Source organism: Bacillus sp. FSL K6-2944, assembly GCF_038005385.1.
Classification (GTDB): domain Bacteria; phylum Bacillota; class Bacilli; order Bacillales; family Bacillaceae_G; genus Bacillus_A; species Bacillus_A cereus.
Genome location: NZ_JBBOTE010000001.1, coordinates 3,858,227 through 3,876,230 on the forward strand (window position 1 = coordinate 3,858,227; position 18,004 = coordinate 3,876,230).

The window sequence follows — 18,004 nt, forward strand, 5'->3', positions numbered from 1 at the left end:
ATCTATGCCAAATAGAGAAATTCTCTTATGAAGTCGTGTTATTCCAAGGAACCGTTCTAGTTTCTATGACTTGGTTTATCGCTTGTAAGACCGATTGTTTTTGTTTTTTCATGGTACTCATAAAGCTTCGTATCTGACAAAAAGATTCTGCGCCTTTCTTACTTCGGAAAGTCCCAGACACTTTCTGTTTTACTTTCGTCATCCGAATATCCCGTTCTGCTTGATTGTTATCAAATGGAATGGCTGGATGTTCTAAAAACGCTAGAATTCTGTCAGAATACTTGACGAAGCGATTCCATAAATTTTGAGAAGGCGTCTGCTTTCCTTTCTTCTTTTGTTTCGTGGAAAGAATCTGTTGTTCTTTCAATATGGATTGATACATAATAAACAGATTCTTTTGCGTCGCTTTTGGCATGGTACCTTCGGATTGCTTTTTCATCGTCAACGCTTGCGTTAGAAATTTCTGCATCTGTTGTGCCCATTGTTCTCCAGTACTATCTATAATTCCTTGTAAATCTCGTAAGAGATGGGCATTACATAAAACGTGACGACAATCTGTATACGCATCATACGATTTCCAACCATCATGCATCGCAATTCCAGAAAAAGATGGCAAGATTTCTCCAGCATCCATTGCTTCTTTTCCACGTTTTTGATGAATATGTTGCAATGTCACCTCCGGTGTACTGGCAGTATGTAACCATTGTGTTTTGTTTTCTACACGCATACCAGTTTCATCAAAATGGACAACAGGAGACTGCAGAATCTTTTCCTTTACTTCTTTTATGAATGGCTGCAATTGAGAAGCGAAAGCCTGTGTATGATTTACCAGGGTTCCTTCGCTTATAGAATGTCCAAAACAATCCTGAAAGAATTCTTTTGTTCGCTTCAAAGAAATGCATTGATAATGCGTTAAATAGGGAATCAGTCTTTTTATATTTGGACCATATTGAACAGGACGAGATACTGTCGAAGGAAATTGGGCTTCTTGGATAGAATGGCAATGTGGGCATTCTTTCTGTTCTACTTTATGTTCTGTCACTTCGATCTGAATAGGTGGTAAGTCATACACTTGGCGAATGCGATACCCTTTTACAGGCTCGTGGTTCAAGGAAGTATGACAACAAGTACAATATGTAGGAGAATGTGTAATCGTATGATCTGGAGTCGCTGTCAAACCAAGAGTATGTCCCTTGTGGCCCAACTGGCCACCCGTTTGACGATGAGACGGTTTGCGCAAACTTTTTGTAACGGGCTTACCCAAACCATCTGTAGAAGGTGGCTTATGACTATTTTTGGAGTTTTTTTTTGAAGCATTTTCTAGTTCTTGTATACGTTTTTCTAACTTAGAAAATGTTTCTTCAAATAAAGAAATAACAGCTTCAGGTCCTTTTTTATATGTATCTAAAATAATTTTTCGATCGACCATAAGATTCACCTCCCCTGTTTGATATACTCAGTATTTACAAATGGGAGGCATATGAAACTAGTAAAATTTAAAAAAGACACCGAAAGGTGGCTGAGTAGTTACCATTTTATTTAAAAGCTGCGTTACATTTCCTTTCGTAACAAATAGCTTATTTCCAAGTTCTTGCTGCGTTAAACGATTATGTCCTCCAACTTGAGCTAACACATCAAACTGGGCGGCAGATATATTCCATTTTTTCAAATGCTGATTCGTCTCACGAATACTCTTATTATAAAAGCGTGACAAACGAAACCATAATAGTAGCCCTAGTCTATCTTCTGTTTTCATTTCATCACCTGTTATGAAGTGACCTTTGTCAATAGTTTTTCACCCATAATATTTTTCTTGATGGCATACAAAAGCTTCAGAAATAAGATCTATCGACAGTTAACCACTCTGTTATTCGTGGATTGGTTACCTCAGGTTAATGGTTCGTCGTTAGGCTCTTATAATCTCACTGCGTGGATCACACCTTTTCAAATTCTAATAAATAGCTTGTTTATCAGAATTTCAGCCATGCCAGAAGAGGTGAGTCATAGATAGCCAGACCTGTAATTCACTATCTCTGAAGCTCATCTATGCCATCAATTGATACCTTTGGTTTCTAACTATGAATGAATCAATCAACTTCATATCCTTCCCTCTTTATTTTCGGTGAATTTTACCTGTTTCTAATCCCCATATAAAACACCCCAGTTCTCTTGCGATAGCTGTAACGGCAACATTTCTAGGTTTCCCTTGATATATCATGCGATAATATTTTCTTTGTAACCTTTCTACAGCCTGATCCGCATAAGCAATCACTTCGCTTCGTTGCCCTTTTTGTCTTGCTTTCACTCGCTTCGATTTTAATCCGATTGTTCCTTTTACCAACGCATTTGCACATTCTACAAGAGTAGACCTAACGGTCGAATTTCCTTGTTTTGTAATCGAACGTCGACTGATTTTTTCTCCACTTGAGCTTTCGCTTGGTGTCAATCCTACATAAGCCATAAATGCTTTAGCCGTGGGAAAACGAGTGAAGTCTGCAATTTCCACATGAACAGTCATTGCCGATGTTGTATCTATACCTTTTAAGCATCTTAAATTTGCGATTGGTTCTTCGTACCTTTCACGATGAGATAATTCTTCTAATCTCAGACTGAACCGCTCAATTTTATCGACTAGAACATCATACTGTAATAGGTATTCGCCTAACGTTTCTTTGAATAATCCTTGTAGATCAAGATTCTTTAACCATTTCATATAAGCGATTGTCCAGCTTGATTTCCCTTCATACACATAGCCATGCCTTAAAAGGAATGCTTTTATCTGTTGTTTTATTTTTTTCAAAGATGTTTTAAAATCACCTAACATGCGGATATACTCTTTCACGGCAACATCCTCTTCTTCTGGAACATATACTTCTTTATAGGTGCCATTTGCTAAATTAAGAGCAATCATTTTGGCATCGAATTTATCATTTTTAACCATTTTATTTTTTGATGAACTGTACATTGTTGTGGGAGCTAAAATATCACAATCAATTCCATTTTGTTCAAGAAGATTATGAAGTGAATACCCTAAACAACCAGCCTCATATCCAGCTTTAATTTTTATATCTTCACCATATTTTGTTTTCAGTTTCTCAACGAATTTTTTTACGAGAGATACATTTGAAGCACATCGTGCTTCTCTTACAATTTCCCCAGTTGTTCCGTGTAGTGCACATAAGCTAAAACTTTCCTTGTGGACATCCATCCCAATATAGATTATATTTTCCATAGTGGCCTCCTATTATCATAGGGTATAACCCCATTCATAATGTTTTCATTCATTATTATGGGTTAAAATCCCTGACTTGATAATCTAGGAGGTCGCTTCATATTATCTCGCTTGTTTCATATCATTAGTTTAGAACTAAACTTAATAAAAGTCAAATACTTATTTTTAATAAGTACAAAAAGCACAGCGCTATTTCTCCACTATGCTTTACATTAACTTTCTACTCTTATATTCATCCAATTTCCTCTCCGCGAACTTCCTCGCATCTTTTTCAATCCACCGCTCTTCGTACCGTTCACTTCCCACATATAATATATCTCTCTTATGCTGCATCGCATGGCGGAATTCATGCAGTAGCGTTTTGAGAACTTGATCATACTCTTCCCACATACAAACGAAAATTAATTGCTTTTCTTTATGATAAAAACCACCTACTGGGAATAGGAACTCTTCTTCCTCTTCCCCTAATGATAGAAGCACATCATTTGCATCACACGTATCACAAAAAATAACGGGCGTTTTACATACTCCAATAAGAGAAAACAAATCCTCTCTCAACTTTTTGACATCCCAAGGAAGCTCCCAATCCAACACATACCAATTCTCTACCTGTTGATATACATTTTGAAACTGGAGTTCCATTTCTCTTTATTCCCCTTTCCAAGCACCCTTTTTCTATATGTATGCCACAATATGGTAAATATTAAACGTATTCTTTCATCCTTGAAAAAATGCCAATAAAAAAGGAATCTACGTCGACATAAATTCCTTTTCTGTAATCACTTTTTTTTCATCATTTTTTTTAATACAAAATAACCAATTGCACAAACAATAGCAGCAAGTGCAAAGTATTTCACATATGGCCCCGCAACTTTATTAATACTTTCCCACTCTGTTCCTAATTTAAAACCTAAATATACAAACACAATTGACCACGGAATAACAGCTAATGTAGTTAGCGTAATAAACTTAGCATGTGACATTTTCGCAATACCCGCTGGTATCGAAATAGCATGACGCACAACCGGAATAAAACGTGCGGTAAAGATAACGCCAGTTCCATAACGATTAAACCAATCTTCAGCATAATCAATATGTTTCTTCTGAATTAAAATATATTTTCCATATCGCTCAAGAACAGGTCTTCCTCCATATCGACCAATCCAATAAATGAATAGTTGTGCAATTACACCACCAATTGTACCGAACGCGACAGCGCCCCAAAATGTAATGCTTCCTGTTGATACTAAATAACCTGCATAAGACAATACGATTTCACTTGGAATAACCTCTAGCATTAATCCAAGCATAATTCCCCAATAACCAAGTCCTTCTAAAAAAACTAAAACCGAATGGATCAACTCTCCTAACATCATGTACCTCTCTTTACTGTTTTCATTACAAAAATGAAAGTACAAGCAGGAAATATCTTGTACTTTTATTTTTTAAAATTTAGTTTAGTTAGTCTTCGTATCCCACTTAAAGATTTTATTTAAGAATTTATATACATTCTTCGACTCTTTTGTCAAAAGTGGGCCTAAAATGGATAGTATAAGCACGTATAGTGCTGAGAATGGTTTCAGTACTGACATTAAACCACCAGCGATACCGATATTAGCCATAATGATGGAGAACTCTCCTCTTGAAACGATTGTTAATCCGATATTTGTTGATGCTTTATGAGATAATCCAGCTTGTCTTCCTGCAATCATTCCTGCTACAAAGTTACCGATTATCGTAAGAAGGACAGCACCTAACGTTAACCATATCGCTCCGCCTAATGAGAACGGATCAATACTTAACCCGAAGCTGAAGAAGAAAATAGCTCCGAAAAAGTCTCTAAATGGAACAACAAGATGTTCAATTCGGTCACTATGCTCTGTCTCAGAGAAAACTAATCCTAGAAGAAGTGCTCCAATTGCTTCTGCAACGTGAATTGTTTCTGAAAAACCAGCAATGAAGAATAATGAAGCAAATACTACAATAATAAAGATTTCATCTGAGCTAATATTGAGCAATTTATTTAATAACGGCGTAGCCTTTCTAGCTACTATAAAGAATAGAAGCATATATCCTAAAGCAATTCCAATTGAAGTAAGAGCACCTAAGAAGGAAGCGTGATCTCCAAGTACTAAACCAGAAACAACTGATAAATATACAGCAAGGAATATATCTTCAAACATAATAATTCCTAAAATTAATTCGGTTTCATTATTACCAGTTCTTCTTAAGTCCACTAACACTTTAGCAACGATAGCGCTAGAAGAAATCGTAATAATACCCGCAATAATTAAGATTTCTAGTAATGGGAATCCCATTATAAATCCGTATAACAAACCAAGTGAAAAGTTAATTAAAATATAAATCGTTCCGCCAATCGCAATAGAGCGTCCAGATTTAATTAGTTTTTTCATTGAAAATTCTAATCCTAGATAGAATAGAAGGAATAGAACCCCAATCCGTCCAAGGAAGGAAATTACACTTGCACTTTCAATAAATTTGAGATCGATAACACCTATTGTCGGTGCATGCGGTCCTACTAACATTCCAAGAACGATTAGAAAAGGAATTACTGAGAATTTAAATTTTCCAGCAATTACTGCTGCAATTGCCACTAAAACTAAAGCTGTACCAACTTCAAAAATTAACGTATCCATCTAATCAGTCCCCCCTATTTGAAAGTAATTCATTAATGATTTTTTTAATTTCTTCTCTCTCACCTGAAACTACAAGCATATCTCCTTCTTCAATTACTGTTTCTGGTCCTGGATTAAATAGCTTCTTCATGTTCTTCTTCATAACCGCGATTATTGTTACGCTATATGTTTTTCTTATTTCAAGATCGCCAATTGTTTTTCCGATTGCTGGAGCTGTATTCTCCACTTTGAACCACTCAATCGCTAAACCTTCAAAAACCATCTCAACATTTTCTAACGCCCTAGGCTTATATACCATTCCACCTAATATTGCAGCGATTTGTCTCGCCTCTGAGTCACGTAGTGAAATACTTGAGATGCTTTCTTCATGATCTGAATCAAAATGATACATTTCTCTACGACCATCATCATGAATGACAATTACCATCTTTTCGTTACCTTTCGTAACGATTTGAAACTTATAACCAATACCTGGAAGTTCACTTTCTCTAATATTCATTTTTAGCTCCTCCATAACTTGTTTATTTTAATTTTCTGTTTTTCTGTCTTTTATTCATCCAATCAACTTTAGAAATTCTAACCACTCAGGATATTTGTGATTTGGAAATCTTTTATTGTAATAATAAGTGGACCCTAAAAAGATACTTAAAGATGTAATGATAAAAAATATATTACTTCTCATTTTCAAACTCTCAAGACTTACTTTCCATAAAGAATCTTCTTTCAAATTATCCCCACCTTCTCGCTTTAAATTTAGTTTTTTAAAATGTAAATAATTCTAAAAATATTACGATGTAACATAATCATAACACAAAAATGATTTAAGTAACATAATTTTTTAGAAAAATTGATTCTCGTATATTTTTTGCATATAATTTTCTTATTACGAAAAAAAGGAAGTGTATTATATGGTTGATATCTTTAGCAGATTCCTTGAGGTAACGAATAATATTTTATGGTCATATATTCTTATTGCAATGCTAATCGGCTTCGGTCTTTACTTCTCTTTTAAATTAAAATTTGTCCAAATTACTCATTTCAGTGAGATGGTCAGCTTAATTAGTAAAGGGTTTAATCGAAAAGAAAAAAAGAAAGATAGCATCTCACCATTCCAAGCATTTTGCTTAAGTGCAGCAGCACGTATCGGTATCGGAAACTTAGCTGGTGTAGCATTAGCAATTTCAATGGGTGGACCTGGCGCAATATTTTGGATGTGGTTTATCGCAATTATCGGAGCAGCTACTAGTTTTGTAGAATGTACACTTGCGCAAATTTATAAAGTAAAAGATGGAAGTAGGTTCCGTGGTGGACCAGCATATTACATGGAAAAAGGGTTAAACAAACGCTGGATGGGCGTCTGGTTTTCACTTCTTATTACAGTTGCGTACGGATTAATTTTCAATTCAGTGCAAGCAAATACAGTAACAATAGCGTTTGAAAATGCTTTTGGACTAGAGCGAACAATCGTAGGAGCTCTATTAGCCTTATTAGTTGCAGTTATTATTTTTGGTGGCATTAAGAGCATTTCACGTATTACAGAAATGATTGTTCCGCCAATGGCAATCGTTTATATCGGCGTGGCTATTTTTGTCGTTATTAACAACTTCAGTATGTTACCAAGCATTTTCATGGAAATCTTTAACGGTGCATTCGGTTTAGACCAAGCCATCGCTGGTGGTATTGGAGCAGCAATCAAGTTCGGAATTCAGCGCGGTTTATTCGCTACGGAAGCAGGAATGGGTAGCTCTCCTAATGCAGCCGCAACATCTGATGTATCTCACCCTGTAAAACAAGGGCTTGTTCAAGCATTAGGCGTTTTCGTAGATACATTCTTAGTATGTACATCAACAGCATTTATCGTATTATGTTCTGGACTTTACAAAGGATCAAATTTAGAAGGTATCGAATTAACACAAAACGCATTAAGTTCACAAATTGGACCGTGGGCAAGCACTTTCTTAGCGATTATTATTTTCCTATTCGCTTTCAGTTCACTTCTAGGAAACTACTATTATGGTGAAACAAATATCGCATTCATTAAAGAAAGTAAAACATGGTTAATGATTTATCGTGTTGCAGTTGTCGGAATGGTATTCTTCGGATCAATCGCTGCTCTTAAAACAGTTTGGAGTTTAGCTGATTTATTCATGGGACTAATGGTATTCACAAACTTAATTGCCATCTCATTCCTTAGCAAATTTGCTTACGCTGCATTAGTAGACTATTTGAAGCAAAAGAAACAAGGAAAAGATCCTGTCTTCGTTTCCCTGGCTTAAAAAATACAGAGTGCTGGGATGGGCAGGATGTAGAAGAAAAACAAAAGGCCGTTTAACAAATAAAAGCGGAAGTGGCTCGTTCAGAACAGGAGGGTGTTGGAACTCCTGATTACGAGGCGCTTTTTGCCTCGAATGAAGGAGTGAAACAACCGACTGTTCTAGCCGCTGGAGCTGGATATCATTTAAAGCGGAAGTGGCTCATTCAGAATCGCAGGACACTTCAAGCTCTCGACCTTGAAGCGCTTTTTGCTTCGAGCGAGAGAGCGAAATGACCGGAGATTCTAGCCGCTGGAGCTGGATATCACTAAAAGCACAAGCGGCTCGTTTAGAACAAGAGCCATATCTCAAACAAAGGCCCTATTACTTCACCGTAATAGGGCCTTTTATTTACAACAGTTCATAATTTGTTCAAATTAATTCCAGCAAAAGGGTTGATTTATAGAGATTACTAGATTATAATGATTATAAATTAGTAATTGATATCACATAACAACTCAAAAGGAGATTGATCATAATGAACAAACAAGTAATCGAAGTATTAAACAAACAAGTAGCAGACTGGAGCGTTTTATTCACAAAACTTCACAACTTCCATTGGTACGTAAAAGGACCTCAATTCTTCACATTACACGAGAAATTCGAAGAACTTTACACAGAATCAGCTACTCACATCGATGAAATTGCAGAACGTATTTTAGCAATTGGCGGCAAACCAGTAGCAACAATGAAAGAATACTTAGAACTATCTTCTATTCAAGAAGCAGCATACGGAGAAACTGCAGAAGGGATGGTCGAAGCAATCATGAAAGACTACGAAATGATGCTAGTCGAACTGAAAAAAGGCATGGAAATCGCTCAAGACTCTGACGATGAAATGACATCTGACCTACTACTAGGCATCTACACAGAATTAGAAAAACACGCTTGGATGCTACGTGCGTTCTTGAATCAATAATAATTAAAAGCGGAAGCGGCTCGCTCAGAACAGGAGGGTGTTGGAACTCCTGATTACGAGGCGCTTTTTGCCTCGAATGAAGGAGTGAAACAACCGACTGTTCTAGCCGCTGGAGCTGGATATTACTTTAAAGCGGAAGCGGCTCGCTCAGAATCGCAGGGCATTGGAGCTCTCGACCTTGAAGCGCTTTTTGCTTCGAGCGAGAGAGCGAAATGACCGGAGATTCTAGCCGCTGAAGCTGGATATCATTTAAAAGCGGAAGCGGCTCGTTTAGAGTCGCTTTTTTATGTAATGGTCGCACTTAACGGTACACGAAATTATATCAACGATTTTTCAAATATATCGATCATAACTCGCAATATATCAACGATTTTTTCATTATATCGATCATTACCCGCAATATATCAACGATTTGACAAAGGATATCAATTTGCCGACAAATCACGACAATATCAGCGCCCCTCTCCCCTACTTTTATCAATATATTACAATCTCATCTATGTTAAAATATAGGAAACACCCTTTAGCTTTTCCAAATTCATCATTTACTACTTAAATGACGGGAGTGGTTCAGTTGAAAGACTACTTAATTAGAGCATTTTTTGCGTTAATAACAGTTGGTATTCTCTTACTTATGGCTAATATTTTCAATATACGTGTCGAGGTTAAGGACTATGCTTTCCTCGTTGTCGTAGCAATTGGTGGCGGCTGGGGTGGCTGGTACCTGTATAAAAAACAAAGCAATCAAAATGATAAAGGCATTCCAAAGTAATATGGAATGCCTCTTTTATTGCCTTCTGTAATAAATAATGAAATTCAGACCACTAATACAACCAATCGCAATAAACATACAAAACGATTGTGGATCTCCACCTAGATTATACTCATCAACGATAAATCCGGACATAAACAACGTTATCGCTGAAACACCGATACACAATACCGAGATAAACCAAAGCGAAAATTCATTAATCAACTCTTTCTTCTGTCTCAAAACAATTAGCATAACAAGAATAGACGCTGCTAAAATACTTTTAAAAACCGGACGTAAATATACGAACTCCTCCATCTATTTCTCCTTTCCCCAAAACATTACATCTAAACATTAACATATTTAACTAAATTAAAAACACATGCCATCTTAAATTAAAACGACATGTGTTTCCGTGTTTCCGTATTTGCTATGATAGTTGCTTCCACTTCGTTCCCAAAACAGGACGCTCATAATTTTGGATTGCATGAATTAGTTTATCTGCTGTCTCAGCTGAAACGATCAATTCTTTATTTGATGGATTCATAAATCCTTCTTCTGCTGCACGTTCAACCATTTGCAAAATTGGTCCGTAAAAACCTTTTATGTTTAATAAACCAATCGGCTTATTATGTATACCAATTTGTGACCAACATACAACTTCAAATAGTTCTTCAAACGTTCCGTATCCGCCTGGAAGCGCGATAAAAGCATCCGCAAGCTCTGCCATTTTCGCTTTACGTTCATGCATCGTCTCTACTTCAATTAATTCTGTTAATCCTGTATGCACAATTTCTCCTCGAAATAGACCGCGCGGCATAACACCTGTTACACGTCCACCTAAACGAAGAACTTCGTTTGCTACTTCTCCCATTAATCCAACGCATGAACCACCGTATACAAGCTCATACTCGTTCTCAACAAACATTTTACCTAACTGAATTGCCTGCTCTTTGAATTCTGGTCTCTCCCCTAAATTAGAACCTGCAAACACACAAATCTTTCTCATTCCTACACCCCGAAACTATATATTGTTATGATACAATTGACATTGTACAACATATTGAGGAGATGAGGAAGAAATGGATATCGTTGCATTTCAAAGATGGGTTGAGGAATTTTACGAAAAACGAAGCTGGTCACAGTATAATGCCTTTATTCGCTTAAATTTCTTAACCGAGGAAGTTGGGGAAGTTTCACGAGTCGTTCGTGCTATTGAAATTGGCCGCGATCGCCCTGATGAAGATGCGAAAACAGAAGAAGAGCTAAAACAAGAACTAAAAGAAGAACTTGGCGATGTACTATCTAACCTTATTATTCTTTCGCAAAAATATGATTTAGACTTACAAGACATTATGGACGCACACGTCGCAAAGCTTTCAAAAAGGTTCGAAGTATCTAAATGAGAATATTATCAATTATGGTATAATATTCTTGTCACAATACTAAGGGGGATTTTATGTTATCAAAAAAATTGCACGACGCATTAAATGAACAAATGAACTTTGAATTTTACTCTGCCCATGCTTATATGGCAATGGCTGCTTACTGTACAGCTGAGAGCTATGATGGATTCGCTAACTTTTTCCTTGTACAAGCTGAAGAAGAACGTTTCCACGCAATGAAGCTTTACAACTATATTAATGACCGCGGAGAGCGCGCTATTATTACTGGATTTGATAATCCGAATAACGAATACGAATCTGTATTAAATGCTTTTGAAGTCGCACTTGAGCACGAGCGTGAAGTAACGAAACGTATTTACAACTTATCTGATATCGCTTGGGACGAGCGTGAACATGCAACAATTACATTCTTAAAATGGTTCGTTGACGAACAAGTTGAAGAAGAAGCTTCATTCGATAGCATCATTCAAAAATTAAAACGTATTACAAGCGATTCAAACGCACTGTTTATGCTAGATGCTGAATTAGAGAAACGTACATTTACGCCTCCAGCTGAGTAATATTTCAATCACCTTAATACATGTATTAAGGTGATTTTTTTGTTTGCTCTCTATCTTAAAATCACCTTAAATTTCCTCATATTTGACATAGTGCCAGATATAAAATGGTATTATTTTCAATATAAAAACGAATATACGAGGAGAGGAAAAATGAATCAACGTGTAGAAGCTGTTGATGCAATTCGTGGTTTCGCTTTGTTTGGCATTTTACTAGTCAATATGACATTAATTCAATTTGGGTTCTTCACCAGTGAAAAACCAACTTATCTATTTGGCGATCTTGATAAAGGTGCTAATTGGTTTATTCAATTTTTCGGCACACATAACTTTATATCCCTATTTTCTTTTCTATTTGGGCTTAGCATTATTTTGTTACAAAAAAGTATTATCGCAAAAGGAAAAAAATTCTTCCCCACATACATAAGACGTATTATCATTCTTTTACTACTCGGCTACATTCACGGCACTTTTGTTTGGGAGGGAGATATTTTATTTGCATACGGAATAATCGGGATTTTTTTAATGATATTCATCAATCGAAAACCGAAAACTTTGCTTATTTGGGCGATTATTCTACTCGCACTTATTACACTTATGTCTTATCAAACTGATCCATCTACAAATATAAATGATTTCGCACCTTATACTGAAAAAGAACATAAAGTCCATCAAACTGGAAGCTATATGGATCACGTCAACTTTAGATTGACTGAAAATCCTTTTGATTACATGGGAATTGACGGTGCGTTCGGATTATTTTTCATATCAGTTTTCGCAATAATTTTTATGTCTCCACTGTTCCTACTCGGAATGTATGTAGGGAAAAAAGGCTGGCTATTTGAGGTCAGTAAACATATACCTGCTGTCAAAAAAATATGGTTTGCCACCGGTCTCTTCTCTTTTACAATTAAAATCTTAGCTATGTTCATAAAACACCCGGTTTTAATTATGTTACAAGATGGTCTTACACCAGTAACTATGACCTTCTTTTACGGAAGCACAATCATTTTATTATTCCATTACAAAAAAGCAACCCGTCTACTAACATACATGGCGAGCATGGGGAAAATGTCCGTTAGTAATTACTTAGCGCAATCTATTATCGCAACAACCATTTTTTACGCATATGGATTTGGCTTATACGGGAAAATCGGCTATTTCTTCGGTATTCTTTTAACCATCGGAATTTATACAATTCAATTATTCGTTAGCACCTATTGGCTCCAGAAATACCGAATGGGGCCAGTGGAATATGTGTGGAGACTGGGAACTTATTTAGAGAAACCACGTTTTAAAAGAGACTTGGATAAAGCAAGTTAAACAAAAAAAGCAATGAGCCTACGCTCATTGCTTTTCTTAATTTATTAAAGCATAACCCCAACGATAATCGCTGATAATATACTTACTAATGTTGCACCGTATACAAGTTTTAAACCGAATGATGATACAACGTTTGCTTGTTTGCCATCGATACTCTTCGTTGCACCTGCGATAATTCCGATAGATGAGAAGTTCGCAAATGATACAAGGAAGATAGATAAAATACCTACTGTACGAGCTGATAAATCACCAGCTACTTTACCAAGATCAAGCATTGCAACGAATTCGTTCGTTACTAATTTTGTTGCCATAATTTGTCCTGCTTGTAACATCTCTGATGTTGGAATGCCCATTACGAATGCTAATGGTGAGAAGATGTATCCTAAAATGCTTTGGAATGTGATTCCGAAAATTGAATCGAATACACCATTAATTGCTGTAATTAATGCCACGAAACCGATTAACATCGCCGCTACTGTTACAGCGATTGAGAAACCAAGCATAATATATTCGCCTAACATTTCAAAGAATGTTTGTTTCTTGTCTTCTTGTAATTCTAAAATATCGTCTTCTTCTTTTACTTCATATGGATTAATGATATGAACGATAATGAATCCACTGAATAAGTTTAATACAAGTGCTGTTACTACATATTTTGGATCAATCATTTTCATATAAGAACCGACAATTGACATCGATACTGTAGACATTGAAGATGCACAAAGTGTGTATAAACGATTTTTCGGTAATTTGCTTAGTTGATCTTTTACTGTAATGAATACTTCCCCTTGACCAACGATTGCAGCTGCTACCGCATTATATGATTCTAGTTTTCCTAAACCGTTAACTTTACTTAATAGGAAACCGACTGCACGAATGATAATCGGTAAAACTTTAATATGTTGCAGAATCCCGATTAATACTGCTAAGAAAATAATCGGTAATAATACTGTTAAGAAGAATGGTGCTTGTCCATCGTTTGCTAGACCACCAAATACGAAATTAACCCCAGCTTCCGCAAATTTTAAAATAGCGCCAAATCCATCTGCGATCCCTTTTACTAATACAAATCCGACCTTTGTATTTAGTAAGAAATACGCAAGTACCAATTGAATGACAAGCATAAGTGCAATTGGTTTATATTTAATTTTCTTACGATCTGAACTAATAAGGAAACCTAGTACAAACACTACAAGTAAACCGACTAGAAACATTACGAACTTCATATGTGAATCCTCCACTTCTCCCACAAGTTATTGGTCGTATAACGTATAACGAATGACGTCTGACCATTGTTGTTAAAAAAATTTAAAACCCCTAAAACTATTCAACTGTCATCTAAAATCAGTAAGCGTTTACATAAATTGCAATTTATAAAAGGTAGCTTCTTCTCTCCTACCATACTTGAAAGTCTGAAATTGATACCACCTACAAATCAAATTGTAAGCGTTATCTAGATGAAATGCAATATAAATTTTAAAAGATTTTTATATGTTAATATATTCCTAATTAATTGGTTTTTTCATGCAAATTTACCATAAAAATAGCCCTAGCTATGAGCTAGGACCATCCTTTTTTACCCCGATTGGTGAGGGCTAATAATGAGGGGGAATAAAGCCCCCACTGATTAAAATTTCACTTTATAACATAACACCAACGATAATCGCTGATAGAATACTTACTAATGTCGCACCGTACACAAGGCGTAGACCGAATGATGATACAACATTTGATTGATTTTCATCGATACCTTTTGTTGCACCTGCAATAATTCCGATAGATGAGAAGTTCGCAAATGATACAAGGAATACAGAAAGAATACCAACTGTACGAGCCGATAAATCACCAGCTACTTTTCCAAGATCAAGCATCGCAACAAACTCGTTTGATACTAATTTTGTTGCCATAATTTGTCCCGCTGTTACCATTTCTGCTTGCGGGATGCCCATTACGAATGCTAATGGTGAGAAAATATATCCTAAAATAGCTTGGAATGTAATACCGAACATTGTATCAAACAAGCTATTGATTGCTGTAATTAATGCTACGAAACCGAGTAACATAGCTGCTACTGTAATCGCAATCGTGAAACCAAGCATAATGTACTCGCTTAGCATTTCAAAGAATGATTGTTTTTTCTTATTTTCTAATTTCAGTGTATCTTCTTCTTCTGTAATATCGTACGGGTTAATAATATGAATGATAATGAAACCACTAAATAAATTTAATACAAGTGCTGTTACTACATATTTCGGTTCGATCATTTTCATATAAGAACCAACGATTGACATCGACACTGTCGACATAGAAGATGCACATAATGTATATAAACGATGTTTTGGGATTTTACTTAATTGATCTTTTACTGTAATAAATACTTCTGCTTGTCCAACAATGGCAGCTGCTACTGCGTTATATGATTCTAGTTTTCCTAGACCATTTACTTTACTTAACAACGTACCAATAGCACGAATAAATATCGGTAAAATTTTAAAGTGTTGCAGAATTCCGATTAAAACCGCAAAGAATACGATTGGTAATAACGCTGTTAAGAAGAATGAAACCTCTCCTTTATTAACAAGACCACCAAATACGAAAACGATTCCAGCTTCCGCATATCCAAGAAGTGCGCCAAATCCATCTGAAATTCCTTTTACTAAAATATAACCAACTTGCGTATTTAATAAGAAATAAGATAATGCTAGCTGAATAATAAGCATAATTGCGATTGGTTTATACTTAATCTTCTTTCGATCGGCACTTATAAGAAAACCGAGTACAAATACAACGAGTAATCCTACAAGGAACATAACAAACTTCATTAATAAAATCCTCCATTTAACTCTTCATTAACGTTGAACGTCTGACCATTCAAAACAAGAAATAATCCGAACTTTCCATTTCTCCTCCAAAATCTTCAATTGGATAGGAAAGATCATAAAACCTCTTATTTCAAAGGCATTTTCCATTCTAACATAAATCACAACTCATATCCGCACTTTTCTTTAAAAAATTACATTTTATTATAAAACGTCTATGAATGTTCGTCTTTTACTATCTGCAAATAGTTGAATAAAACAAAAAAGAGCATCAAGTTTCACTTGATGCCCTTTTCATTATACCGCTTTTTCTTTATCAGCTACCGCTGACTCATCCCAACACTCTGTATTGTTCAAACCTGGAATAGACTCCGCATAAAAGACTGGATCTTTCCCTTGTTTCTTTTGCTTAATATAATCTGATAACGCTGCGAAAGCATACTTAGAAAGGAATACAATTGCTACTAAGTTAATAACAGCCATAATTCCCATAAATAAATCTGCTAAATCCCAAACGATTTGAATTGTCGCTACAGATCCTAGCATAACCATACCAAGTACAGCAATGCGGTACGCTGTTAATAACACTTTACTTCCATTTAAGAATTCAATATTTGTTTCACCATAGTAGTAGTTACCTACTAATGAACTGAACGCAAACAAGAAGATTGCCACTGCTACAAATATAGAAGCCCATGGACCGATATGTTGACTTAACGCCTGCTGCGTTAATTGAATTCCGTTTAAATCAGCTGCATTATGCACATCTGATAAAAGAATAATAAATGCTGTACAACTACAAATTAATAATGTATCAGTAAATACCCCTAAAGTTTGAATGAAACCTTGTTTAACTGGGTGCGTTACGTTTGCAGTCGCTGCTGCGTTCGGCGCACTACCCATACCTGCTTCATTTGAGAATAACCCACGTTTTACCCCTAATAAAATCGCAGCTCCTAATCCTCCGCCTACTACTTCTTTAATTCCGAAAGCATGTAAGAAAATTTCTTTAAATACATATGGAATTGCCGTAATGTTTGTTACAACAACGAATAATGCCACTGCTACATAAATAATTGCCATTACTGGAACAATCATTTCAACCGCGCGAGCAATTCGTTTTACTCCACCGAAAATAATAACTGCAAGTAAACCAGCCATAACAAGACCTACTAATCTACTATCTGTTTTGAACGCCCCATCAAAGGCAGCCGCTACAGTATTAGACTGTACAGCGTTAAAAATCAATCCGAAACTTACTGTTATTAGAACAGAGAACACAACACCTAACCAGCGTTTCTTTAAACCCTTTTCCATATAATACGCTGGGCCCCCACGGAATGCATTCCCATCTTTTACTTTATAAATTTGCGCTAATGTGCTCTCTACAAATGCAGAAGCACCCCCAATTACCGCGATTAACCACATCCAAAATACTGCTCCTGGACCACCTGCTGAGATCGCAATAGCTACACCAGCTAAGTTACCAGTACCTACACGAGAAGCTGTACTCATACAAAACGCTTGGAATGATGATACGCCGCTCTTCTCTTTTTGCGCTTTCCTCGTTTTCGAGCTTGCTCCATCCCCAAGCAAACGAATCATTTCACCGAAGTAACGAACTTGGACAAATTTCACACGAAATGAAAAATAGAGCCCTAACCCAATTAACATCGCAATAATGATATATGACCAAAGGATATTATTTATATCCCCAATTACCTTAGCTAAAAAATCCATAATTGCATTGCCCCCTCTTCCTAACAATAAGAAAATTATATTCTAAAAACTTTTAGTAATCAAGAACTTTATGTTAGGTTTTATAACATGAGTACGTTAACTCTTTTAACATACGTGTTTTTTTACATGAAAATATAGCCATTACATGCATTTATCCAATACTTAATAACTTATCCTATTCGACCAGCCATACTTTTAAAACAGTACGTTCCCCACAAATAACGAGAGAAACAAACAAAAAAGTTATATTAATAATTACCCCTCACCCTTTTCATCATTTACTACAAC

Annotated in this window: 16 protein-coding genes and 2 pseudogenes; 6 read left to right on the plus strand and 12 right to left on the minus strand. The window is 36.0% G+C overall.

Annotation, left to right across the window (positions count from 1 at the left end; genetic code table 11):
- Positions 1-25 precede the first annotated feature (25 nt).
- From tnpC to MHH55_RS19790, 7 genes and pseudogenes are all read right to left on the minus strand, one after another.
- Positions 26-1,429 carry an IS66 family transposase gene (gene tnpC / locus MHH55_RS19760; RefSeq protein ID WP_100910632.1) on the minus strand — a complete coding sequence of 468 codons (1,404 nt, stop codon included), beginning with the start codon at positions 1,427-1,429 and terminating at the stop codon, positions 26-28.
- Positions 1,430-1,531: 102 nt separating this feature from the next.
- Positions 1,532-1,756, minus strand: a pseudogene (locus tag MHH55_RS19765) (MarR family winged helix-turn-helix transcriptional regulator); the annotation flags it as partial.
- Between the two features lie 357 nt (positions 1,757-2,113).
- Positions 2,114-3,232 (minus strand): IS110 family transposase, encoded by a 1,119-nt coding sequence (locus MHH55_RS19770; RefSeq protein ID WP_340880263.1) that lies wholly within the window; start codon positions 3,230-3,232, stop codon positions 2,114-2,116.
- 207 nt (positions 3,233-3,439) lie between these two features.
- A complete protein-coding gene (locus tag MHH55_RS19775) occupies positions 3,440-3,874 on the minus strand; it encodes a DUF3920 family protein (RefSeq protein ID WP_078187294.1) in 435 nt (144 codons plus the stop codon).
- A gap of 137 nt (positions 3,875-4,011) precedes the next feature.
- Entirely contained in the window at positions 4,012-4,605 is a 594-nt protein-coding gene (locus MHH55_RS19780; RefSeq protein ID WP_000900214.1) for a DedA family protein, read from the minus strand.
- Between the two features lie 84 nt (positions 4,606-4,689).
- Positions 4,690-5,889: a cation:proton antiporter gene (locus tag MHH55_RS19785; protein ID WP_000380223.1), complete on the minus strand. Its 1,200-nt coding sequence runs from the start codon at positions 5,887-5,889 to the stop codon at positions 4,690-4,692.
- Positions 5,890-5,893: 4 nt separating this feature from the next.
- A complete protein-coding gene (locus tag MHH55_RS19790; RefSeq protein WP_001026075.1) occupies positions 5,894-6,388 on the minus strand; it encodes a cation:proton antiporter regulatory subunit in 495 nt (164 codons plus the stop codon).
- A gap of 409 nt (positions 6,389-6,797) precedes the next feature.
- Here MHH55_RS19790 and MHH55_RS19795 point away from each other — a divergent pair.
- From MHH55_RS19795 to MHH55_RS19805, 3 genes and pseudogenes are all read left to right on the plus strand, one after another.
- Positions 6,798-8,221, plus strand: a pseudogene (locus MHH55_RS19795) (alanine/glycine:cation symporter family protein).
- 458 nt (positions 8,222-8,679) lie between these two features.
- Positions 8,680-9,120, plus strand: coding sequence for a Dps family protein (locus MHH55_RS19800; RefSeq protein WP_001041895.1), 441 nt, complete (start codon positions 8,680-8,682; stop codon positions 9,118-9,120).
- 574 nt (positions 9,121-9,694) lie between these two features.
- Positions 9,695-9,892: a hypothetical protein gene (locus MHH55_RS19805; protein ID WP_000656316.1), complete on the plus strand. Its 198-nt coding sequence runs from the start codon at positions 9,695-9,697 to the stop codon at positions 9,890-9,892.
- Between the two features lie 15 nt (positions 9,893-9,907).
- Here the strand turns inward: MHH55_RS19805 and MHH55_RS19810 are convergent, their stop codons facing one another.
- Both MHH55_RS19810 and MHH55_RS19815 read right to left on the minus strand, forming a co-directional pair.
- The gene (locus MHH55_RS19810; protein ID WP_000390910.1) at positions 9,908-10,189 is read right to left on the minus strand and encodes a hypothetical protein; all 282 of its coding nucleotides are present in this window, start codon (positions 10,187-10,189) and stop codon (positions 9,908-9,910) included.
- A 112-nt stretch (positions 10,190-10,301) separates the two neighbouring features.
- Positions 10,302-10,880, minus strand: coding sequence for an LOG family protein (locus MHH55_RS19815; protein ID WP_078187295.1), 579 nt, complete (start codon positions 10,878-10,880; stop codon positions 10,302-10,304).
- Between the two features lie 73 nt (positions 10,881-10,953).
- Here MHH55_RS19815 and MHH55_RS19820 point away from each other — a divergent pair, with 73 nt between their 5' ends.
- The 3 genes from MHH55_RS19820 to MHH55_RS19830 all read left to right on the plus strand — a co-directional run bounded on the left by MHH55_RS19820 (position 10,954) and on the right by MHH55_RS19830 (position 13,157).
- Positions 10,954-11,277 carry a MazG nucleotide pyrophosphohydrolase domain-containing protein gene (locus tag MHH55_RS19820; protein ID WP_000355744.1) on the plus strand — a complete coding sequence of 108 codons (324 nt, stop codon included), beginning with the start codon at positions 10,954-10,956 and terminating at the stop codon, positions 11,275-11,277.
- Between the two features lie 53 nt (positions 11,278-11,330).
- The gene (locus MHH55_RS19825) at positions 11,331-11,837 is read left to right on the plus strand and encodes a ferritin (RefSeq protein WP_000949403.1); all 507 of its coding nucleotides are present in this window, start codon (positions 11,331-11,333) and stop codon (positions 11,835-11,837) included.
- Between the two features lie 150 nt (positions 11,838-11,987).
- A complete protein-coding gene (locus tag MHH55_RS19830; protein ID WP_001076348.1) occupies positions 11,988-13,157 on the plus strand; it encodes a DUF418 domain-containing protein in 1,170 nt (389 codons plus the stop codon).
- 44 nt (positions 13,158-13,201) lie between these two features.
- On the opposite strand, the gene MHH55_RS19835 is transcribed toward MHH55_RS19830, so the two are convergent.
- The 3 genes from MHH55_RS19835 to MHH55_RS19845 all read right to left on the minus strand — a co-directional run bounded on the left by MHH55_RS19835 (position 13,202) and on the right by MHH55_RS19845 (position 17,716).
- Positions 13,202-14,383 (minus strand): NupC/NupG family nucleoside CNT transporter, encoded by a 1,182-nt coding sequence (locus tag MHH55_RS19835; RefSeq protein ID WP_000673874.1) that lies wholly within the window; start codon positions 14,381-14,383, stop codon positions 13,202-13,204.
- 414 nt (positions 14,384-14,797) lie between these two features.
- Entirely contained in the window at positions 14,798-15,979 is a 1,182-nt protein-coding gene (locus MHH55_RS19840; protein ID WP_000673841.1) for a NupC/NupG family nucleoside CNT transporter, read from the minus strand.
- A gap of 294 nt (positions 15,980-16,273) precedes the next feature.
- Complete coding sequence (locus MHH55_RS19845) at positions 16,274-17,716, minus strand: alanine/glycine:cation symporter family protein (protein WP_078187296.1); 1,443 nt, start codon at positions 17,714-17,716, stop codon at positions 16,274-16,276.
- Between the last annotated feature and the right edge of the window lie 288 nt (positions 17,717-18,004).